We start from the raw sequence: 19,796 nt of genomic DNA, 5'->3' as shown, positions 1-19,796 counted from the left end.
CTGTCCTAGCTTTTCGCGGCCATGCGGTGAAGGGGCTAGCGCAAATTGATACGTAATGCCGCAGCGCCCGCAAAGGGGATAAGCGCCAGCGCCAGCAAGGTGATCGCGGCGAGGAAGATCAGTGGCTGCGTGGCCTCAACCCCTTCGACATGGCGGCGCAGCGTCTCTGCCCCGAAGATCAGGGTCGGCACGTAAAGCGGCAGCACCAGCAATGACAGCAGCAGCCCGCCCCGGCGCAGGCCGACGGTCAGCGCAGCGCCGAATGCGCCAAGCATCGAGAGGGCGGGCGTTCCGGTCAGCAGCGTCAGGACCAGCACCCCCATCGCCTCGCCCGGCAGGTGCAGCAGCAGCCCCAGCACCGGCGCGGCAACGACCAGAGGCAGCCCGGTGGTGAGCCAATGCGCCGCAGCCTTCACCGCGATGGCAGCTTCGAGCGGCAAGGGCGAGGTCGCCAGCAGCTCCAGCGTCCCGTCCTCGTGGTCGAGCGCAAATATCCGGTCGAGCGACAGCAGGCAGGACAGAAGCGCCCCCACCCAGAGGATGCCGGGCGCGATGGGCGCCAGCGTCGCCGCGTCGGGGCCGACGCCAAGGGGAACCAGCGTGCAGAGGATCAGGAAGAACGCCACGCCAAGTCCGAAGCCGCCCCCGGCGCGCATTGCAAGGCGCAGGTCACGCAGCAGCAGCGCGATCACGCGAAAGCCTCGTTGAAGCCGGCGGGCCGGGCCTCTCCTTTGCCCGGCCTTGCGCGATAGGGTGTCAGATCCAGCAACCGCGCCTCGGGCAGGCCGAGATCGATGTGGGTCGCCATCAAGGCAGCACCGCCCGCAGCCAGATGGGCGCGAATCATCCCGGAAAACAGCGCGACCGATTCCGCGTCAAGCGACACGGTGGGCTCGTCCAGCACCCAGAGCGGTCGGCCCGTCACCAGAAGCCGCGCGAGGCCGAGGCGGCGCTTCTGCCCCGCAGAGAGCGTGGCTGCCAGACGCTCGGTAAGATCGGTCAGCCGCATGGTCTCGACGGCGTGGTTAATGTGGCTTCGCCCGAAGACACGCGCCCAGAACTCCAGGTTCTCACGCAGGGTCAGCGCCGGTTTCAGCCCGTCCGCATGGGCAGCATAGGCCACGCTGTCGGCGTCCATCTCGATCCGACCCGCCGCCGGATGCTGAAGACCTGCAACACTGCGCAGCACGGTGGTCTTGCCGATGCCGTTCGGCCCGCGCAGGATCAGCGCCTCGCCCTTGCCCAGACGAAAGCTCAGACCCTCCACCGCACGCATCCCGCCGCGAGAAACGGCGAGATCGTGGACGGCCAGCAGGCTCATATCGGGATCAGCGCACAGCCGACACGCCGCCCTTCCGCGAGCAGCACGTTATAGCTGCGCGCCGCCGAAGCCGACGTCATCGGCTCGGCCATGATGCCCTTCGCATCGAGCGCCTCGATCAGCTCGCGTGAGGGTATCGCGATATCCGCGCCCATGCCCAGAAACAGCACGTCGATCTTGCCTTCCAGCGCCAGCAGCGCCGCGCGATCGTCAAGACCGCCCCAGGGGACAACGCCAAGATCCGACGCCACGATGACTGGCCCCTCGTGAAGCGCGCCGCCGACCCGGAAGAACCCGGTGCCATAGCCGTCTACGGGCAGCGCGCCGTTCGGGTATCTGGCATCGGTGAGCTGCATCAGGGTTGCTCGGTGAACTGGTCGGGCAGTTTGTCAGGGTCGGGCTTCGACCAGTCGCGCTTGACGCCGAGCCAGAGCACGATGTTCTTCGCGACATAGATCGAGGAATAGGTCCCGACCAGCACGCCCCACAGCATCGCAAAGACAAAGCCGCGGATCACGTCGCCGCCGAGTGCGAACAGCGCGAACAGCGCGATCGAGGTCGTCACCGCGGTCATGATCGTCCGCGACAGAGTCTCGTTGACCGAGAGATTCATCACCTCGACCAGAGGCATGTTCTTGAACTTGATGAGATTCTCGCGCAGCCGGTCGAACACCACGACGGTATCGTTGATCGAATAGCCGAGAATGGTCAGCAGTGCCGCGATCGTGGACAGATCGAAGCGCAACTGAAGCGCCGCGAAAATCCCCATGGTCAACAGCACGTCATGCACGATGGCAACCACGCCGCCCACAGCGAACTGCCATTCGAAGCGGATCCAGATATAGAACAGGATCCCCAGCGACGCGGCCAGCACGGCATAGACCGCGGTGCGGATCAACTCGCTCGACACTTTTGGGCCGACAGATTCGACGGCGACGAAGCTGACATTCGGGTCCACCTCGGTCAGCGCCGCCTCGACGGTCTGGATCTGGTCGGGCGTCATCGCCTCGGTGCCCTCGCTGGCGCCGATTCGCACTTGGGCGACATGGCGATCCTCGCCAAAGCTCGGGTCGAACACCTCGGTGATCGACACATCGCCGATCTCGAGCCCGGTCAGCGCATCGCGATAATCCGAAACGACGAAATCGGTCGTGCTCTCGGTGCGGATGGTCGTGCCGCCGCGGAAGTCGATGCCGAAATTCAGCCCCATGGTCAGCAGCAGGATCACCGACAGAACCATCAGCACGGCCGACAGGCCGAACGTGTATTTTTGCAGCCGGAAGAAGTTGATGCTGGTCTGATCGGGAACGAGTTTCAGACGAAATGCCATAATATGCCCCTTACAGAACCAGTTGCTTCGGACGGCGGCGCGACAGCCACGCAACGATCATCAGCCGGGTCAGATAGATCGCCGTGAAGACCGAGGTCACCAGACCGATGGTCAGCGTGACCGCGAAGCCCTTGACCGGACCGGAGCCCAGGAAGAACATCACCAGCCCTGCGATGAAGGTGGTCACATTGGCGTCGATGATGGCCGACATCGCCTCGCGGAAGCCGGTGTCGATCGAGGTGGCAACGCGCTTGCCACGGCGCAGTTCTTCTCGGATACGCTCGTAGATGATGACGTTCGCGTCGACCGCCGTGCCCACTGTCAGCACGATCCCGGCGATGCCCGGCAATGTCAGAGTCGCTCCGATGCCGGACATGAAGGCGAGGATCAGGATCACGTTGGTGATGACCGCGATCGAGGCAAAGACGCCGAAGATCCCATAGCTCGCCACGACATAGGCGACGACGCCGATAATCGCGACGATCGAGGCGATCTTGCCGGCATCGATGCTGTCCTGACCCAGCTCGGGGCCGATGGTGCGTTCCTCAAGGAAGGTCAGCTCGGCCGGCAGGGCACCAGCGCGCAGCAGCACGGCAAGCTGGGTCGATTCATCGACATTCATCGAGCCGGAGATGATCCCGGTGCCGGTGGTGATCGCATCGCGGATGGTCGGGGCCGAGATCACCTCGCTGTCCAGAACAATTGCGAAAGGCTGACCGATATTCGCCGAGGTGTAGGCGCCGAATTTGCGCGCGCCCGACGGGTTGAAGCGGAATTCCACCGCTGGCTGGCCGTTCTGGTCAAAGCTGGGGCTGGCGTCGGTCAGCTCTTCCCCGGTGACGACCGGCGCTTCTTCGAGGGTATAGTAGAAGTCGGGATCTTCCTGCGAGGGCAGCACGACATTTCCAAGCCCCGCAGGCGCATCGGGATTCGAGCCGGTGCCGACAACCGGGTTGAAGGTCAGCTGCGCGGTGGTCCCGATCAGCTCTTTCAACTCGGCGGCCGATCCGATGCCCGGCACCTGGATCAGGATACGGTCGGCCCCCTGACGCTGGATGGTCGGCTCGCGGGTGCCCACCTCATCGACACGGCGGCGCACGATCTCCAGCGATTGCTGGATGGTGCGATCATCGGTCGCAGCTTTCTCGGCATCGGAAAGCTGAACCGTGAGCACATCGCCCGAGGCCGTGAATTCCAGATCCGACTGCCCGGCACCGCTGATCGATACGACGGGCGAGGATAATTCGCGCGCCACCTCGACGGCGCGGGCCATCTGGTCGGCATTCTCGATCTGAACCTGAAGCTGGTCCTGAGGGCTTTCGACACGGCGCACGGCACCGATCACGTCGCGCTCCTCTGCGAGCGTGCGGCGCAGCTCGGGCCAGAGCGAATCCATCCGGGATTTATAGACATCCTCGACATGCACCTCGGCCAGAAGATGCGCCCCGCCACGCAGATCGAGGCCAAGATTGACCAAACCGCTCGGCAGCCAGCTCGGCCAGCCGTCAATGGCGGCCTGCTGTTCCTCGGTGGCGAAACCGGCCTGCTCGGCGGCGGCGAGGGCATCGTTATGGGCCTCGACCCGTCCATAGAACAGATTCGGCATGGCCCAGATCAGGCCGATGACCACCACGCCCAGAATCAGGACGCGTTTCCAGAGCGGGATGTCCAGCATGTCGGTGGTGCCTTAGGAGTTGGCAGCGACTGGCGCGGTCTTGTTCACCACCTGCGCGATGGTCGCCCGCACGACGCGGACCTTGACGCCCTGGGCCAGTTCGACGGTGACCTCATCGTCCTTCACATCGGTCACCTTGCCGATCAGCCCGCCCTGAGTGATGACCTGATCGCCACGCTTGAGCGCCTCGACCATGGCGCGATGCTCCTTCATGCGCTTCTGCTGCGGGCGCAGGATGAGGAAATACATGATCACGAAGATCAGGATCAGCGGGATGAACTGGGCGATGGCGCCCGCGCCTCCGCCGGCGGCCTGTGCATAAGCTGGGGTGACAAACATGATCGGACCTCTCGGATAAGCGGGACGCGGCGGTCCCGGAATTGCGGCGCAACCTAATCTTCGCGGGCGCGGATGGCAAGGAAGCGCGCGATGGACTCGCGCGCGGCACTGTGGCACGGCTGAGGCGCCTCAAGGAGATGCAGATGACTAACAGCGCACCCGACCGCAACCAGCAAGAAATCGCCCGGCTGATCGGCATCATGGCTGCTTTGCGCGACCCGGAAAAAGGCTGCCCCTGGGACATCGAACAGGATTTCGCCTCGATCGCACCTTACACGATAGAGGAAGCCTATGAAGTCGCCGACGCCATCACCCGCGAGGCCTGGGACGAGTTTCCGGGCGAGCTGGGCGATCTGCTGCTGCAGGTGGTGTTCCACGCCCAGATGGCCGACGAGAAGGGTATGTTCGACTTTGCCGATGTCGCGGCACGGATCTCAGACAAGCTGATCGACCGGCATCCGCATGTTTTCGGGGACGAATCCCGAGACAAATCCGCCGCTCAGCAGGTCAAGGACTGGGAGGCAATCAAGGCGGCGGAACGCGCGGCCAAGAAGGAAAAAGGCGTGCTCGACGGCGTCGCGCTCGGTCTGCCGGCGCTGACACGTGCGGTGAAGCTGCAAAACCGCGCTGCCCGGGTCGGCTTCGACTGGCCGGGCGCTGCCGATGTGCTCGACAAGATCACCGAGGAAACCGCCGAGCTTGTCGAGGCTCGGGACCGCGCGGATCACCAACATCTGACCGAAGAATTCGGCGATCTGATGTTCGTCATGGCCAATCTTGCCCGCCATCTGGACATCGACCCCGAAGATGCTCTCCGCGCTGCGAATGACAAATTCACCCGCCGCTTCCGCGCCATCGAGGCCGCGCTGCACCGGGAAGGCCGCCGCCCCGAGGATTCGGATCTCGCGGAAATGGACGCGCTCTGGAACGCCGCCAAGCGCGCCGAGCGGGAATAACGCCTCCGGCGGGGATATTTTAGTCAGGATGAAAGCATTTCGCGCTATGCCGTTGCGGCGGTACAGGCGGGTACGCCGATGACCGCTCAGGGTGAAAGCGTCCTGCCGGGCCGCCTTCGACAGGCCGTCGCGGCAGGGCGCCGCCTTTCATCCTGACAGAAATATCCCGGGGTCCGGGGCAGCGCCCCGGTCCGGCATCAGATGCGGCGAAAGGAGAGATAGCTCGGGGTGCGGCGCTCTCGCAGGGCCTTCTGCTCGTACCGCGTCGAGATCCAGTCGGGCCATGCCACGGCACGCAGGCTTTCGAGCAGAAAGCCGGCTTTCGGAACTTCGCTCAGCGTCTGGCGGACATAGGAGGGAATGTCGGTCGCCACGCGGAACTCCGCGCCCGGCGCCATGACGCGGTGCAACGGGATCAGATGCTCGGGCGTGACGAAACGGCGGCGGTGATGGCGCTTCTTCGGCCAGGGGTCTGGATAGTTCAGGAAGGCGCGCGAGATGGAGCCTTCGGGCAGAACATCCATCATGTCCCGCGCATCGCCGGGATGGACGCTGACATTGCCGACCCCGGCCTTGCGGATCTTGCCCACCAGCATCGCGACGCCGTTGATATAGGGCTCGCAGCCGATCATCCCTATCTCGGGGTAGCGGGCGGCCATGTGAACCATATGCTCACCGCCGCCAAAACCGATCTCAAGCCAGACCGGGCGGTCATCGCCGAAGATCGCGCCAGGGTCGATTGGCTCACGGGCGGGGTTTTCATCGACCGTTATGTTGGTCGGCTGTAAGGCTCCGAGATCCTCATCCAGATAGCCGCGCTGGCTGCGGCGAAGCGTCTTGCCGCTGCGGCGACCGTAGAAATTGCGGTGGGTCGGGTTGGGATCGAACTGCTTCTGAGACATGGGGGCAGCATGTGGCAAGCCGCATCGCGCCCGTCAAGCGCTCAGCGCATCCGGCTGGCGATGGCGACCAGGGCGATGGCGGGAACATACATGGCAATCGCATAGAGCGCGGCGGGGGTCGCGAGTTCCGGCGTCGCGCCGAGGGCGCCGATCACCAGCGGCACGGCGACATTCTGCATTCCCGTGCTGATCGCAAGGGTCGGTCCGCTGCCGGCAAGCGCCAGCCGCGCAGCGAGCAGCCCCAGCCCGGTCGCAGCAAGGCACAAAGCCCCCACGGCAAGCAGCATCGCCGTGTCGATGCCTCCCCAGCCGAGATAAAGCGCGCGCAGCACCAGCAACCCGATCAGCACCGAGCTGAGCGCCGGCGCGAATCGACCGATCCGTGTGGCGCGACTGCGGAAGCGGGCAGCGAGAACGATGCCGAGCAGCAATGGCAGCACCACGGCGAATATCGCGATCATCATCGCCGCTGGCCCGGTCATCCTCGACCACAGGAGCACCAGAACCGAAGACCAGGCCGTCATGCTGCGGGCCAGACCGATATGGCCCCCGGCCAGCCCGACCAGCACATGGCTTGCAAGCGTGGCTGGGGCGAGAGCAGCCAGCATCAGCCCGCTTCGCACATCGCCCGACAATCCTGAAACGGCGCCGATCCCAAGAGCAGCAAGCGGCAGCATCACCATCTGAAGCGCCAGCCCGATCACCACGGCGCGCGGCATGACGGTGATACGCAGAAAATCTCCGGCGCGCAGGCTGAGGCCGGTGGTGAACATCACCACGGCCAGAGCCGAGATAAGAGAGAATTGCGTCATGCCCGCCCCGTTTTCATGTCAGGGCCAACGGCGCCGCGGCGCGGCAGGTTCCGCCGCCTCAGGGTGCGAGGCGGCTGATGATGACCGTCACTTCGGGCTTCTTGCCGACCTCTTCCATGGTCACCTGACGGGTAATCTTGCGCACTGCATCTTCCAGCTTCTGATCGTCCGCAACGGTCTTGGCATCGGCGCGTTCAAGGAACTCGGACAGCTCGGCTTCCACCTGCTGAGCGACCGGCTGGTTCGAGCGGCCGCGCTCGGGCAGGCCCATCGGCTCGACCCAGGCATCGGGGAAGGGATTGTCGTTTTCGTCGACGATCACGCTGACCATCGCATGACCGTTCAGCGCCATGCGGATCCGGTCGCGGATCACGCCGTCCATCGCACCGATCAGCACATTGCCGTCCAGATAGATGCGCCCGGTCTCGACCTCATCGACAAGCTGCGGCTGCGCGCCGGTCAGGTCCACCACGCTGCCATTCGTCGCAATGACCGAGGCGATGCCTTTGTCGCGCGCGATTTCGGCATGTTCGCGCAGATGCATGTGCTCGCCATGCATCGGAATGAGCATCTGCGGTTTCAGCAGGTCATGAACCGCCTCGAGATCGGGGCGGTTGGCGTGACCCGAGACGTGATAGGTGCCGTCATCGGCATCATAGACATCCACGCCGATTTCCGAGAACTGGTTCATGTTGCGGATCACGCCGCGCTCATTGCCGGGAATGACGCGCGAGCTGAACAGGAAGCTGTCGCCTTCCTTCAACCGGATGCCCAGATAAGAGCCACGCGCCAGCTGCGCCGTGGCGGCTCGGCGCTCGCCCTGGCTGCCAGTGACGATCAGCATCACCTTTTCGCGTGGCAGGTCGGCTGCCTCTTCCGGGCTGATCGTGTTCGGGAAATCGCCGAGCACCCCGGTTTCCTGCGAGACCTGAACCATGCGCCGCATCGAACGGCCGAGCAGGCAGATCTTGCGCCCTGCCGCGACACCGGCATCGGCCAGCGTCTTCACCCGCGCCACGTTCGAGGCAAAGGTCGTGGCGACGACCATGTTCGGCTGGGCCATGACGAAATCCAGAAGAGGATTGGCCAGCAATGCCTCGGAACGGCCTGGATGCGGGCTGAACACGTTGGTCGAATCGCAGGTCAGCACCTTCACCCCGCCCTCTTCATGGGCGATGTCGTGCCACAGCTTGGGATCGAAGGGTTCGCCCACGCCGGGCGTGCCGTCCAGCTTGAAATCGCCGGTATGCACGATGCGGCCTGCCGGGGTGTCGATCAGCAGCGCGGAGCTTTCCGGGATTGAATGGCTGATCGGCACGAATTGGACCTTGAACGGCCCGGCGTCGATCACGTTGGGGCGCGGCTCGTGGATCTTCACCGCATCGGTGGGCAGGCCGCGCTCTTCCATCTTCATCCGGGCCAGCGTGCCGGTGAATTTTCGGCAATGCACCGGCACTTCCAGCCGATCCCACAGCAGGCCAAGCGCGCCGACATGATCCTCATGCGCGTGGGTGATGAAGATCGCCTCGATCCGCTTGCGATTGGCTTGCAGCCACGCGGTGTCGGCCATGATCAGATCGACGCCGGGCGTCGTGTCCATGTCCCCGAAGGTGACGCCAAGATCGACGACGATCAGGCGCTCTTTGCCTTTCGGTCCGTAGCCGTAGACATAGGCGTTCATGCCGATTTCGCCCGCGCCGCCAAGCGGCAGATAGATAAGCCGGTCAGACATTGCCCGCCTCCGTGTTGTAATCATAGATGAGCCGCAGCCCGTGTACCGTCAGATCGTCCTCGATCCCGTCGAAGACCGTTGTGCCCTGCTCGAACAGAGGGGCAAGCCCGCCCGTTGCCACAACTTTCATCTCCAGCCCGCGTTCCTCGCGAATTTGGCGGATGATGCCTTCGACAAGGCCGATATAGCCCCAGAAAATGCCGGACTGGATGCAGGCGATGGTGTTGGTGCCGATGGCGCGGGCCGGTTTCGTGACATCGACATGAGGCAGCGATGCTGCCCCCATATGCAGCGCTTCGAGGCTGAGATTGACGCCGGGCGCGATCACGCCTCCGATATAGGCGCCGCTGCTATCGGCCACGTCAAAGGTCGTCGCGGTGCCGAAATCAACGACTATCAGCTCGCCGCCGTGGCGGTCATGCGCGGCCCAGGCATTGACGATGCGATCAGGCCCGACCGTCGCACCGGCATCGACGCGCGGCTCGGCGGGCAGCAGGCAGTCGGGCTTGCCGACCACCAGCGGGCGCGTATTGAAATAGCGATTGCACAGAACCCGCAGATTGAACACCACGCGCGGCACAGTGGACGAGATGATACAACGGTCGATATCCAGCTCGAAATGGGTGAGCGAGATCAGCGTCTCCAGCCAGACGTAATACTCATCCGCCGTGCGCGTGTGATCGGTGGCGATCCGCCAATGCGACAGGAACTGTTCCCCGTCCCAGATCGAGAAGACCGTATTCGTATTGCCGGAGTCGATACAGAGCAGCATCAGAAAAACACATCTGCGGCCGGGACCGATTTGCGGCCCCCGGCGGTGGTGAGGATCAGCGCGCCGCAGGCATCGATGCCGTCGAAGCGTCCGGTGAATTCGGCATTTCCGGTGCGTGCGGTGATGGTCTCGCCCAGCCGGGCGGCGCGGGACAGGAACGCATCGCGGATCGGTGCGAAGCCCTCTCGGAGCAGGCGTGATTCCCAATGCGCAAAGGCCGGGGCGAGCAGGTCCAGAAAATCCTCCGGCGAAATCGTCATCCCGGTTTCCTCCCTGACGCTGACCGGGGCAAAGGCGGCCTCGGGGTCGCGCGGCGGCGCGGCGGCAAGGTTGACGCCGATCCCGACGGCCAGCGCCGAGACCTCGCCGCCCTGCCCTGCGCTTTCCAGCAGGATCCCGGCGACCTTGCCGCCATTCAGAAGGACGTCATTGGGCCATTTCAGCGACAGCCGCGCGGAAGGCCCGCCCGCCGCCGACAGCGCATCATAAAGCGCCAGCGCAGCCACGAAGCTGTAAAGCGCCGCTTCCGTAGCTGTGCCCTGCGGTTTCAGCGCCAGCGATCCGGCGAAATTGCCCGGCGGCATCGCCCAACCCCGGCCCCGTCGGCCGCGGCCCTGATACTGGTCCAGTGTCACGATCCAGGCTTTTCCGCTGATCTTCGGTGCAAGCTTCAGCGCCTCGGCGTTGGTCGACGGGCTGCGCGGCAGGATATGCCGCGCAACGCCCTCGGGCCACTCCCCGAGATCAGTCAATTTGGACGTTCACGGCCTGAACCGTGTCGCCCGCCGGGCGGCCGTCTATGAGCATCAGCGATTCCGCCGCGCGGCCGGCCGCATCGTCAATCCCGAACATGGTGATCGAACCCAGCACCACTGCCACCGCCGAAGCGACCAGCATGGCATAGGCGGCACCGCTTATACGGCTGTGCACGGGTTCAATCTCGTTGCCGAAATACATGTAATAGACGATGCGCAGATAATAATAGGCCGCCGGCACAGACGCGATGACACCGAGCAGCGCCAGCCACGCCATCCCGGCATCGACCGCCGCCATCAGGACGCCGAACTTGGCGAAGAAGCCCAGCATCGGCGGCACACCGGCCAGGCTGAACATCAGCACCAGCACCGCCATTGCCTTGATCGGCTCGCCCCGCGCGAATTGATGCAGCGAGGCCAGGTCGGTCATCGGCACCCCGTCACGTTCCAGCGACAGGATCCAGGCAAAGACGCCGACATTCATCACCGCATAGATCGCCATGTAGAGCAGCATCGCCTGCACGCCGAGCGCGGTCCCTGCCGACAGTCCGACCAGAGCGAAGCCCATATGCGCAATCGAGGAATAAGCCATCAGCCGCTTGATATTGGTCTGCCCGATCCCGGCGATCGAGCCGAGGAACATTGACAGCACCGCCAGCACGGCAAGGATCTGTCCCCAGTCGCCCGGAACCCGGCCGAAGGCATCGGTCAGCACGCGGGCCAGCAGCGCCATCGCCGCGATTTTCGGCGCGGAGGCGAAAAATGCCGTGACCGGCGTGGGCGAGCCCTCATAGACATCCGGCGTCCACATATGGAACGGCACCGCGCTGACCTTGAAGGCGAGCCCCACGATGACGAAGACCATCCCGAACAACAGCCCGACCGGCAATTCGCCGCCCTGAACCACGTCGATGATGCCGACGAAGCTGGTCGTGCCGGCAAAGCCATAGACCAGCGACGTGCCGTAAAGCAGAAGTCCCGAGCTTAGCGATCCGAGAACGAAATACTTCAGCCCGGCCTCCGAAGACTTCACGGAGTCCCGGCGCATCGCCGCAACCACATAGAGCGACAGCGATTGCAGTTCGAGCCCCAGATAAAGCGTCAGCAGGTCTCCGGCAGAGACCATGACCATCATGCCCGTCACCGCGAGCGCGATGAGGATGGGAAACTCGAAGCGCAGCATGCCGCGACGGTCGAGATATTCCGCGCTCATCGCCAGCACCGCGGCGGCGGACAGCAGGATCAGCATTTTGCTGAAGCGGGCGAAGCCGTCAGAGATGAACATGTCGAAGAACGCCATGCCGTCGACGGGCCGGGCGATCCCGACATAGAAGGACAGCGCCAGAAATGCCGCGACGGTAGCCCAAAGCAGACCCGCCGCGAGCCGGTCCTTGCCGAAATAGGCCCCGGCCAGCAAGGCCAGCAGGGCGAACCCGGCCAGCAGGATTTCCGGCATGATGATCGTGAAATCAAGCGAAGTCATGTCGGTCCTCTCAGTGCTCGGCTTCGGCCGGATCGGCCTCGGCTGTGGCTTCCGCCACGCGATAGGCGGCCGGATCGTCATGCATTCCGGCGATGGCGGCCTCGTGGTCGTTCAGCAGCGCCTCGACGCTCGGGCCGGTGATGTCGGTAACGGCGCGCGGGTACACGCCGAGCCACAGCGTCATGACGATCAGCGGCACGAAGATCCACCGCTCGCGCGGGGTCATGTCGGTGATCGATTTGAGACTTTCCTTCAGCAGCGCCCCCAGCGTCACCCGACGATACAGCCACAGCGCATAAGCCGCCGAGAAGATCACCCCGGTCGCAGCGACGAGCGCCACCCAGGTATTCTCGCGGAAGGTGCCGAGCAGGGTCAGAAACTCGCCCACGAAGCCCGAAGTGCCGGGGAGGCCGACATTCGCCATGGTGAAGAACATGAACACCAGCGCATATTTCGGCATCCGGTTCACGAGCCCGCCATAAGCGTCGATCTCTCGGGTGTGCATGCGGTCATAGATCACCCCGACCAGCAGGAACAGCGCGCCCGAGATGAAGCCGTGGCTCAGCATCTGGAAGATCGCGCCATCGACGCCGACCTGGTTGGCCGCGAAGATGCCCATGGTCACATAGCCCATATGCGCGACCGAGCTGTAGGCGATCAGCTTCTTCATGTCGGACTGCGCAAGCGCCACCAGCGAGGTATAGACGATGGCGATAGCCGACATCCAGAACACCACCGGCTGGAAGATCTCGGACGCGACCGGGAACATGGGCAGCGAGAAGCGCAGGAAGCCATAGCCGCCCATCTTCAGCAGCACGGCTGCCAGAACCACAGATCCGGCGGTCGGCGCCTGAACGTGCGCATCCGGCAGCCAGGTATGCACCGGCCACATCGGCATCTTCACCGCGAAGCTGGCGAAGAAGGCGAGGAACAGCAGCGTCTGCAACCCGCCAAACACGGTCCAGCCCATGAAGCTCATCGGCGAGGACGAGAAATCATACTCGAGCAGCTGCACGATATCGGTCGTGCCCGCCGCGCGATACATGGTGATCATCGCGACCAGCATGAGGACCGAGCCGAGGAAGGTGTAAAGGAAGAACTTGAACGCGGCATAGATCCGGTTCTGCCCGCCCCAGATCCCGATGATCAGGAACATCGGAATCAGACCGCCCTCGAAGAACAGGTAGAACAGCACCAGATCCAGAGCGACGAACACACCGATCATCAGCCCTTCCAGAACGAGGAAGGCGATCATGTATTCCTTGACGCGGGTTTCGATCTCCCATGTCGACAGGATCGTCAACGGCATCAGGAATGTCGTCAGCATCACGAACAGGATCGAGATCCCGTCCACACCCAGCTTATAGCGCAACCCAAGGATCCAGGCCCGGTTTTCGACGAACTGAAAGCCGGTATTCGCCGGATCGAATCCGAAGAGAACGTAAAGCGAGATCACGAAGGTCGCTGTCGTGGCGATCAGCGCCAGCCATTTTGCGTTGCGGCGCGAGGCAGCGTCATCGCCGCGCAGGAACACGGCGAGGATCAGCGCGGCGATCAGCGGCAGAAAGGTGATGATCGAGAGGATATTGGTCATCTTACATGCTCCCGCGCATCATCACCCAGATCAGCAATCCGAGGATCCCGACCACCATCGCCAGCGCATAGTGGAAGAGATAGCCGGACTGCACCCGCCCCGAGAACCGCGTCAGCCTCGGGATCAGACCCATGGCGACGCCGTTGATCGCTCCGTCGATCACCCTGCCGTCTCCGCCCTGCCAGAGCGAACGTCCCAGCCAGCGCGCGGGGCGCACGAAAGCGCGGTCGTAGAGTTCGTCGAAATACCATTTGTTCAGCAGGAATTCGTAAAGCGGACGCTGCGTGGCTGCCAGCCGGGCCGGTGCCTCGGGATGGCGGATATACATCATCCAGGCCGTGAACAAGCCGATCAGCATAGCAATGAAGGGCGAGACCTTCACCCAGCTCGGCACGTAATGCGCATCATGCATGACGTGGTTGTCCGGATGCATATAGATCGCCCCGCCGACCGGCGGCGGCACATCGGTGTTCAGCCCTTCGGCATGGTCTCCCTCGGCGGCGGCCTCTTCGCCTTCGGCAGCAGCAGGGTCGGCCTCGACGGCAGGTTCAGCAGGGTCGGCCTCGGTGGTCTCGGCGACGGCAGTCTCTGACGCCGTCTCTGCGCTCTCGGCGGGGGCCGCGCTGTCGACGGCTTCGGCCTCAGCTTCGGTCGCCTCTGTGCTGGCGATATGGAAGAACTGGTTCACCCGGTCGCCGAAGAAATCGCCATACCAGACTATCCCGGAAAAGATCGCGCCAACCGCCAGCACACCGAGCGGCACGGTCATCACCGCGGGAGATTCATGCGCGTGGTCATGGGTATGGTGATCGCCGCGCGGCTTTCCCCAGAACGTCATGAACATCAGCCGCCAGCTATAAAAGCTGGTAAAGCCCGCCGCGATCACCAGCGCCCAGAAGGCGAATTGGTTGCCCACGAAGGCACTTTCGATCACCGCATCCTTCGACAGGAAGCCCGCGAAGCCAAGATGGGTCAGCGGGATGCCCACGCCGGTAATCGCAAGCGTCCCGATCAGCATCGCCCAGAACGTATAAGGCAGCTTCTTCCGGAGCCCGCCGTATTGGCGCATATCCTGTTCGTGGTGCATGCCGTGGATGACAGAGCCGGCACCGAGGAACAGCATCGCCTTGAAGAAGGCATGGGTCAGCAGGTGGAACATCGCCACCGAATAGACGCCCACCCCGGCGGCCACGAACATATAGCCGAGCTGAGAACAGGTCGAATAGGCAATCACGCGCTTGATGTCATTCTGAACCAGACCCACCGTCGCTGCGAAGAATGCCGTGCAGGCGCCGATGATGGTGATGAACAGCTTTGCCTCGGGCGCGAATTCGAACAGCGGCGACATGCGGCAGACAAGGAACACGCCCGCCGTCACCATGGTTGCCGCGTGGATCAGCGCCGAGACCGGCGTCGGGCCTTCCATCGCGTCAGGCAGCCATGTGTGCAGGAAAAGCTGCGCGGATTTGCCCATCGCACCAATGAAAAGCAGCACGCCAAGCAGGTTTGCCGCATTCCAGTCAGCCCACAGGAAACGAACATTCGTCTCGGCAATCTGCGGCACCTGGGCAAAGATCTCGTCGAACATAATCGTGCCGGTCAGCCACCAAAGACCGAAGATCCCGAGCAGGAAGCCGAAATCGCCGACCCGGTTGACGATGAACGCCTTCATCGCCGCCGCGCCCGCCGAGGGCTTCTTGTAATAGAAGCCGATGAGCAGGTAGGAGGCGACGCCAACCCCTTCCCAGCCGAAGAACATCTGGAGAAGATTGTCGGCCGTCACCAGCATCAGCATGGCGAAGGTGAAGAAGGAAAGATAGGCGAAGAAGCGCGCCTTGTAGTTCTCTGTCTCGGTGAAATTCTCGTCATGGGCCATGTAGCCCATCGAATAAAGATGGACGAGCGCCGAGACCGTCGTCACCACGATCAGCATGATCGCCGTCAGCCGGTCCAGCCGGATCGACCAGGCCGAGACGAAATCGCCCGAGACGATCCAGTCCATCACCGGGATGTGGCGCGGTTCGCCATCAAATCCCAGAAAAACGACCCATGAAAGCAGGCAGCACAGAAACAGGATGCCGGTCGTCAGGTATTGCGCCGCCTTCTCTCCGATGAAGCGCCAGCCGAACCCTGCGATCAGCGACCCGATCAGCGGTGCGAAGAGGATGATCTTTTCCATGCCTCAGCCCTTCATCACGTTGACGTCTTCGACGGCGATGGTGCCGCGATTGCGGAAGAACACGACGAGGATCGCCAGACCGATCGCCGCCTCTGCGGCGGCAACGGTCAGCACGAACAGCGTAAAGACCTGGCCGCCGAGATCGTTGAGATGGGCCGAAAAGGCGACGAAGTTCATGTTCACCGCCAGCAACATCAATTCGATCGACATGAGGATGACGATGACGTTCTTCCGATTCACGAAGATGCCAAAGATGCCGGTGACAAAGAGGATCGCCCCCACCACCAGATAATGCGTCGTTCCGATCATCTCTCGTCGTCCCTCGCTTCGTGTTCTGGGGCACTTTGGCCCCGGTCTTGTTCTTGGCCGAAGGGCGCGTCCCGCGCGCCTTCTGCATCATCGCCGGGGCGGCTTAAAGCCCCCGCCCCGATTCGACGTCCTTCAGTTCGAGCTGTTTCTGCGGATCGGTCCACATCTGCTTCAGCACGTTCTGACGCTTGATGTCGCGACGGTGGCGCAGCGTCAGCACGATGGCGCCGATCATCGCGACCAGCAGGATCAGCCCGGCAAGCTGGAAGGCCAGGAAATAGCGGTCATAAAGCACCAGCCCGATGGAATTCGTGTTGGCCGTGTTTTCCGAAATCGGGACCGCCAGGCGGTCGATGCTGCCCTCGGCACTTTCCCAGCCGGCAAAGCTCATCGCGAGAACGGTCAGCAGGACCAAGGCGATGACCAGCCCAAGCGGCAGGAACTTGGCCAGTTCCCCGCGCAGCTCGGCGAAGTCCACATCGAGCATCATCACCACGAAAAGGAACAGCACCGCCACCGCGCCGACATAGACGATGATCAGCAGCATGGCGACGAATTCCGCCCCCTGTATCACGAACAGACCCGCCGCACAGAGGAAGGTGAGGATCAGCCACAGCACCGAATGCACCGGGTTTTTCGACATTACGACCATGAACCCGCCGAGACAGGCGACAGTGGCAAAGAGATAGAATGCAAAGGCGATCATGCCCCGTCCTCCTCGTCGTCATAGCTGCTGGCGGCGATTTCCAGCGCCTTCTGCATGGCGGGCAGTCCCGCGAACATGCTCATCTGATAGATCGTCTCGGCGATCTCGCGCTTCGTTGCCCCCGCCTCGATGGCCTGGCGGATGGTCATGCGAAGCTGTGGCTCGGCCATGGCGCCCTGCACGGTAATTGCCCCGATGGTCAGCAGAAGACGGGTCTTGGCGTCCAGCCCCTCGCGGTTGAAGGTCTTGCCAAACCACATTTCCATCACATCGGCCGGCATGGTCGGGATCAGCTTCTCGAACGCCTTGGTGTCGACCTGCTCCAGCGCCGGATTGAACGAGCGCGCCATCTCCTGCCCCTGCTGGAGCATCTGCTGGAACATGCGGTTGAAAGCGTCGTTCATCGGTAGGGCGCGTCCAGGGCGAGGTTGCGGGCGATCTCGGCTTCCCAACGGGCGCCGTTTTCAAGAAGCTTTTCCTTATCGTAGAAAAGCTCTTCACGAGTTTCGGTGGCGAATTCGAAATTCGGTCCTTCGACGATAGCGTCGACAGGGCATGCTTCCTGACAGAAACCGCAATAGATGCACTTGGTCATATCGATGTCATAGCGCGTGGTGCGGCGGCTGCCATCGGCGCGCGGCTCGGCGTCGATGGTGATGGCCTGCGCCGGGCAGATCGCCTCGCACAGCTTGCAGGCGATGCAGCGCTCTTCGCCATTGGGATAGCGGCGGAGCGCGTGTTCGCCGCGGAAGCGGGGCGACAGCGGCCCCTTTTCATGCGGGTAATTGATGGTTTCCTTCGGCGCGAAGAAATAGCGCATCCCGAGCCCGAACCCCTTGATGAAGTCCCAGAGCAGGAAATATTTTGTCGCGCGGGCGAGATCGAATGCCATGCTCAACGCTCCTTCAGTCGTTCGGCCACGAAACGGTCAAACGCGGCGACAATGGCGCGGATCTGCGAAGCATCGTTGATGTCTAGCGCATGATCCGCCAGGTAATGGGCGAATTCAGCCTTATCGGTCTCGCTGGCATTCGCAAGCGCGGTTGCGATGGTTTGGTCCGACATCTGTATCAGCCTCCGGTTACTGCGGCACCGACCGGGCCGAGCACGTCCCAACGCGCCCAGAAGCCGCCGAGGATTTCATAGCGGGCCAGGATCGCGACCAGCACCACCCAGCCGAGCGACAGCGGCAAGAACACCTTCCAGCCGATCCGCATGAGCTGGTCATAGCGATAGCGCGGCACGATCGCCTTCATCATGCCGAACATGAAGAACCAGAACCACATCTTGAGCACCATCCACAGCACGCCGTCAGGCAGGCCAGGGATCGGCGACAGCCAGCCGCCGAAGAACAGCAGCGAAAGCAGCGCGCACATCAGATAGATGGCGATATATTCACCGGCCATGAACAGCAGATAGGGCGTCGAGCCGTATTCGACCATATGCCCGGCGACCAGCTCGGATTCCGCCTCCGCCAGATCGAAGGGCGGGCGGTTGGTTTCGGCCAGCGCCGAGACGAAGAACAGCACCACCATCGGCAGATGCGGCAGCCAATACCAGCTGAGCAGCCCGGCGCCGCGTTGCGCCTCGACGATCGCGGTCAGGTTCATCGAACCGGTCGAGATGATCACCCCGATGATGATCAGCCCCATGCTGACCTCGTAAGAGATCATCTGCGAAGCCGAACGCAGCGAGGCAAGGAACGGGTATTTCGAGTTCGACGCCCATCCGCCCATGATCGTGCCATATACCTCGAGCGAGGACACAGCGAAGATGAAGAGGATGCCGACATTGATGTTGGCCATCACCCAGCCCGGCCCGAAGGGCACGGCGACAAAGGCGACGAGCGCCAATGTCATGGACAGGAACGGGGCGAGGAAAAAGACGAATTTATCGGCGCCGGCCGGAACGACGACTTCCTTGACGACATATTTCAGCGCGTCAGCGAAGGTCTGCAACAATCCCCAGGGACCGACCACGTTCGGGCCGCGGCGCAGTTGGACGGCCGCCCATATCTTGCGGTCGCCATAGACCATGAAGATCAGCGAGCCCATAACGAAGGCGATGATCGCGAGGCCCTGCGCCAGCATGATAATGGCGTAGCCCAACGGAGATGCCCAGAATTCAGCCATTCTTTTCCGTCCCTTCCACAGGCCCCGCCACCACTCTGGCGGGAATGCCGTTCGCCCTGCAATCCTGCAAGGTTTCGTCTCGTTCCATCACCCGCAAACCCAATGGCAGGGATTCTGACATGGTGAAGATCGATTCCACCGTCAGCACTCCGCCCCGTTCACTGGACAGCGTCCGGATATGGCGCGCATAGGGCGTGTCGGTGGTCGTCGACCACGCAGCCAGCGTGCAGGTGGCATAGGCAAAGGCGGCGCTGCCGTCCACCCCCTGCCTGAGCTTCACATAGACCGCGACCAGCTCCGAAATCGACTGACCCGCCCTGCTCTGCACCGGCCTGACCGATGCGCCGAGAAACGCCTCAGCCGGAGCGGGAACGATCCGCGCGGGCAGTGCCGAGCCGCGGCGCGCCGCAAATGCTTCCAGCGCAAGATCCTGCGCGCTCGGCGGCTTCGGCAGATCCTCCAGGGCAATCGTTTCATCTGTGACCAGCACATCGGTCAGGCTGAACATTTCCTGATCCGCCTGGCGGATGGTCTGGCGGCCGCGAGGGGAATCGACGGCGGTGCGCGACACCGATCCGTCATTTTCCAGAATCAGCAACTCGCCGCTGCGGGTCGAGACTCCTGCCAAAATCGACGTGTCCTCGGTCGGCCCTTCCAGCCGGACCGGCAGCGTCGCCGGCTTGGCGCGCGGCGGCGACGACAGCCCGCCATTCGAGGACGCCTCGCCACCGCAACCGGCGAGAGAAACCAGCAGCCCCGCTACCGCACCGATGATGAGAACACGCCGCACTGCGCTATC

Annotated in this window: 22 protein-coding genes; 1 reads left to right on the top strand and 21 read right to left on the bottom strand. The window is 63.2% G+C overall.

Annotated elements, in window-relative coordinates; genetic code table 11:
* Positions 1 to 35: 35 nt before the first annotated feature.
* From ccmB to yajC, 6 genes are read right to left on the bottom strand one after another with little or no spacing between them, the layout of a single operon-like run.
* Positions 36 to 692: a heme exporter protein CcmB gene (gene ccmB, locus PAF18_RS00985; RefSeq protein WP_271116787.1), complete on the bottom strand. Its 657-nt coding sequence runs from the start codon at positions 690 to 692 to the stop codon at positions 36 to 38.
* Positions 689 to 1,321 carry a heme ABC exporter ATP-binding protein CcmA gene (ccmA, locus tag PAF18_RS00980; RefSeq protein WP_271116786.1) on the bottom strand — a complete coding sequence of 211 codons (633 nt, stop codon included), beginning with the start codon at positions 1,319 to 1,321 and terminating at the stop codon, positions 689 to 691. Before ccmA ends, ccmB begins: the two co-directional genes overlap by 4 nt.
* A complete protein-coding gene (locus tag PAF18_RS00975) occupies positions 1,318 to 1,677 on the bottom strand; it encodes an Mth938-like domain-containing protein (RefSeq protein ID WP_271116785.1) in 360 nt (119 codons plus the stop codon). Before PAF18_RS00975 ends, ccmA begins: the two co-directional genes overlap by 4 nt.
* Entirely contained in the window at positions 1,677 to 2,651 is a 975-nt protein-coding gene (secF, locus tag PAF18_RS00970; protein ID WP_271116784.1) for a protein translocase subunit SecF, read from the bottom strand. The genes PAF18_RS00975 and secF overlap by 1 nt, the downstream gene beginning before the upstream one ends.
* 10 nt (positions 2,652 to 2,661) lie before the next feature.
* Positions 2,662 to 4,326 carry a protein translocase subunit SecD gene (secD, locus tag PAF18_RS00965; RefSeq protein ID WP_271116783.1) on the bottom strand — a complete coding sequence of 555 codons (1,665 nt, stop codon included), beginning with the start codon at positions 4,324 to 4,326 and terminating at the stop codon, positions 2,662 to 2,664.
* A gap of 12 nt (positions 4,327 to 4,338) precedes the next feature.
* Positions 4,339 to 4,665: a preprotein translocase subunit YajC gene (yajC, locus tag PAF18_RS00960; RefSeq protein WP_271116782.1), complete on the bottom strand. Its 327-nt coding sequence runs from the start codon at positions 4,663 to 4,665 to the stop codon at positions 4,339 to 4,341.
* 143 nt (positions 4,666 to 4,808) lie between these two features.
* On the opposite strand from yajC, the gene mazG reads away from it, so the two are divergent.
* Positions 4,809 to 5,621 carry a nucleoside triphosphate pyrophosphohydrolase gene (gene mazG / locus PAF18_RS00955; RefSeq protein WP_271116781.1) on the top strand — a complete coding sequence of 271 codons (813 nt, stop codon included), beginning with the start codon at positions 4,809 to 4,811 and terminating at the stop codon, positions 5,619 to 5,621.
* Between the two features lie 197 nt (positions 5,622 to 5,818).
* Here the strand turns inward: mazG and trmB are convergent, their stop codons facing one another.
* The 15 genes from trmB to PAF18_RS00880 all read right to left on the bottom strand — a co-directional run bounded on the left by trmB (position 5,819) and on the right by PAF18_RS00880 (position 19,787).
* The gene (trmB, locus tag PAF18_RS00950; protein ID WP_271116780.1) at positions 5,819 to 6,523 is read right to left on the bottom strand and encodes a tRNA (guanine(46)-N(7))-methyltransferase TrmB; all 705 of its coding nucleotides are present in this window, start codon (positions 6,521 to 6,523) and stop codon (positions 5,819 to 5,821) included.
* A 41-nt stretch (positions 6,524 to 6,564) separates the two neighbouring features.
* Complete coding sequence (locus PAF18_RS00945; protein ID WP_271116779.1) at positions 6,565 to 7,335, bottom strand: bile acid:sodium symporter family protein; 771 nt, start codon at positions 7,333 to 7,335, stop codon at positions 6,565 to 6,567.
* A 58-nt stretch (positions 7,336 to 7,393) separates the two neighbouring features.
* Positions 7,394 to 9,067 (bottom strand): ribonuclease J, encoded by a 1,674-nt coding sequence (locus PAF18_RS00940; RefSeq protein WP_271116778.1) that lies wholly within the window; start codon positions 9,065 to 9,067, stop codon positions 7,394 to 7,396.
* On the bottom strand, positions 9,060 to 9,839 hold the full coding sequence (locus PAF18_RS00935) for a type III pantothenate kinase (protein WP_271116777.1): 780 nt from the start codon (positions 9,837 to 9,839) through the stop codon (positions 9,060 to 9,062). Before PAF18_RS00935 ends, PAF18_RS00940 begins: the two co-directional genes overlap by 8 nt.
* Positions 9,839 to 10,591, bottom strand: a complete 753-nt coding sequence (locus tag PAF18_RS00930) for a biotin--[acetyl-CoA-carboxylase] ligase (protein ID WP_271116776.1) — start codon at positions 10,589 to 10,591, stop codon at positions 9,839 to 9,841. The genes PAF18_RS00935 and PAF18_RS00930 overlap by 1 nt, the downstream gene beginning before the upstream one ends.
* Positions 10,584 to 12,077 (bottom strand): NADH-quinone oxidoreductase subunit NuoN, encoded by a 1,494-nt coding sequence (nuoN, locus tag PAF18_RS00925; RefSeq protein ID WP_271116775.1) that lies wholly within the window; start codon positions 12,075 to 12,077, stop codon positions 10,584 to 10,586. The genes PAF18_RS00930 and nuoN overlap by 8 nt, the downstream gene beginning before the upstream one ends.
* Before the next feature lie 10 nt (positions 12,078 to 12,087).
* Positions 12,088 to 13,671, bottom strand: a complete 1,584-nt coding sequence (locus tag PAF18_RS00920; protein WP_271116774.1) for an NADH-quinone oxidoreductase subunit M — start codon at positions 13,669 to 13,671, stop codon at positions 12,088 to 12,090.
* 1 nt (position 13,672) lies between these two features.
* A complete protein-coding gene (gene nuoL, locus PAF18_RS00915; protein ID WP_271116773.1) occupies positions 13,673 to 15,850 on the bottom strand; it encodes an NADH-quinone oxidoreductase subunit L in 2,178 nt (725 codons plus the stop codon).
* Between the two features lie 3 nt (positions 15,851 to 15,853).
* The gene (gene nuoK, locus PAF18_RS00910; protein ID WP_271116772.1) at positions 15,854 to 16,159 is read right to left on the bottom strand and encodes an NADH-quinone oxidoreductase subunit NuoK; all 306 of its coding nucleotides are present in this window, start codon (positions 16,157 to 16,159) and stop codon (positions 15,854 to 15,856) included.
* A gap of 103 nt (positions 16,160 to 16,262) precedes the next feature.
* Positions 16,263 to 16,865, bottom strand: a complete 603-nt coding sequence (locus PAF18_RS00905) for an NADH-quinone oxidoreductase subunit J (RefSeq protein ID WP_271116771.1) — start codon at positions 16,863 to 16,865, stop codon at positions 16,263 to 16,265.
* Positions 16,862 to 17,269, bottom strand: a complete 408-nt coding sequence (locus PAF18_RS00900) for a carboxymuconolactone decarboxylase family protein (RefSeq protein ID WP_271116770.1) — start codon at positions 17,267 to 17,269, stop codon at positions 16,862 to 16,864. Before PAF18_RS00900 ends, PAF18_RS00905 begins: the two co-directional genes overlap by 4 nt.
* A complete protein-coding gene (gene nuoI / locus PAF18_RS00895) occupies positions 17,266 to 17,757 on the bottom strand; it encodes an NADH-quinone oxidoreductase subunit NuoI (protein WP_271116769.1) in 492 nt (163 codons plus the stop codon). The genes PAF18_RS00900 and nuoI overlap by 4 nt, the downstream gene beginning before the upstream one ends.
* 2 nt (positions 17,758 to 17,759) lie before the next feature.
* Entirely contained in the window at positions 17,760 to 17,930 is a 171-nt protein-coding gene (locus PAF18_RS00890) for a hypothetical protein (protein WP_271116768.1), read from the bottom strand.
* Between the two features lie 5 nt (positions 17,931 to 17,935).
* Positions 17,936 to 18,997: an NADH-quinone oxidoreductase subunit NuoH gene (nuoH, locus tag PAF18_RS00885; RefSeq protein ID WP_271116767.1), complete on the bottom strand. Its 1,062-nt coding sequence runs from the start codon at positions 18,995 to 18,997 to the stop codon at positions 17,936 to 17,938.
* Positions 18,990 to 19,787 (bottom strand): YNQ4 family lipoprotein, encoded by a 798-nt coding sequence (locus PAF18_RS00880; RefSeq protein WP_271116766.1) that lies wholly within the window; start codon positions 19,785 to 19,787, stop codon positions 18,990 to 18,992. The genes nuoH and PAF18_RS00880 overlap by 8 nt, the downstream gene beginning before the upstream one ends.
* Positions 19,788 to 19,796: the final 9 nt, after the last annotated feature.

Origin of the sequence: Paracoccus sediminicola, from assembly GCF_027912835.1 — a bacterium.
Taxonomy (GTDB): Bacteria; Pseudomonadota; Alphaproteobacteria; order Rhodobacterales; family Rhodobacteraceae; genus Paracoccus; species Paracoccus sediminicola.
Note: the sequence above shows the minus strand (reverse complement) of the source record. Positions and strands in the feature narration are given on the sequence as shown.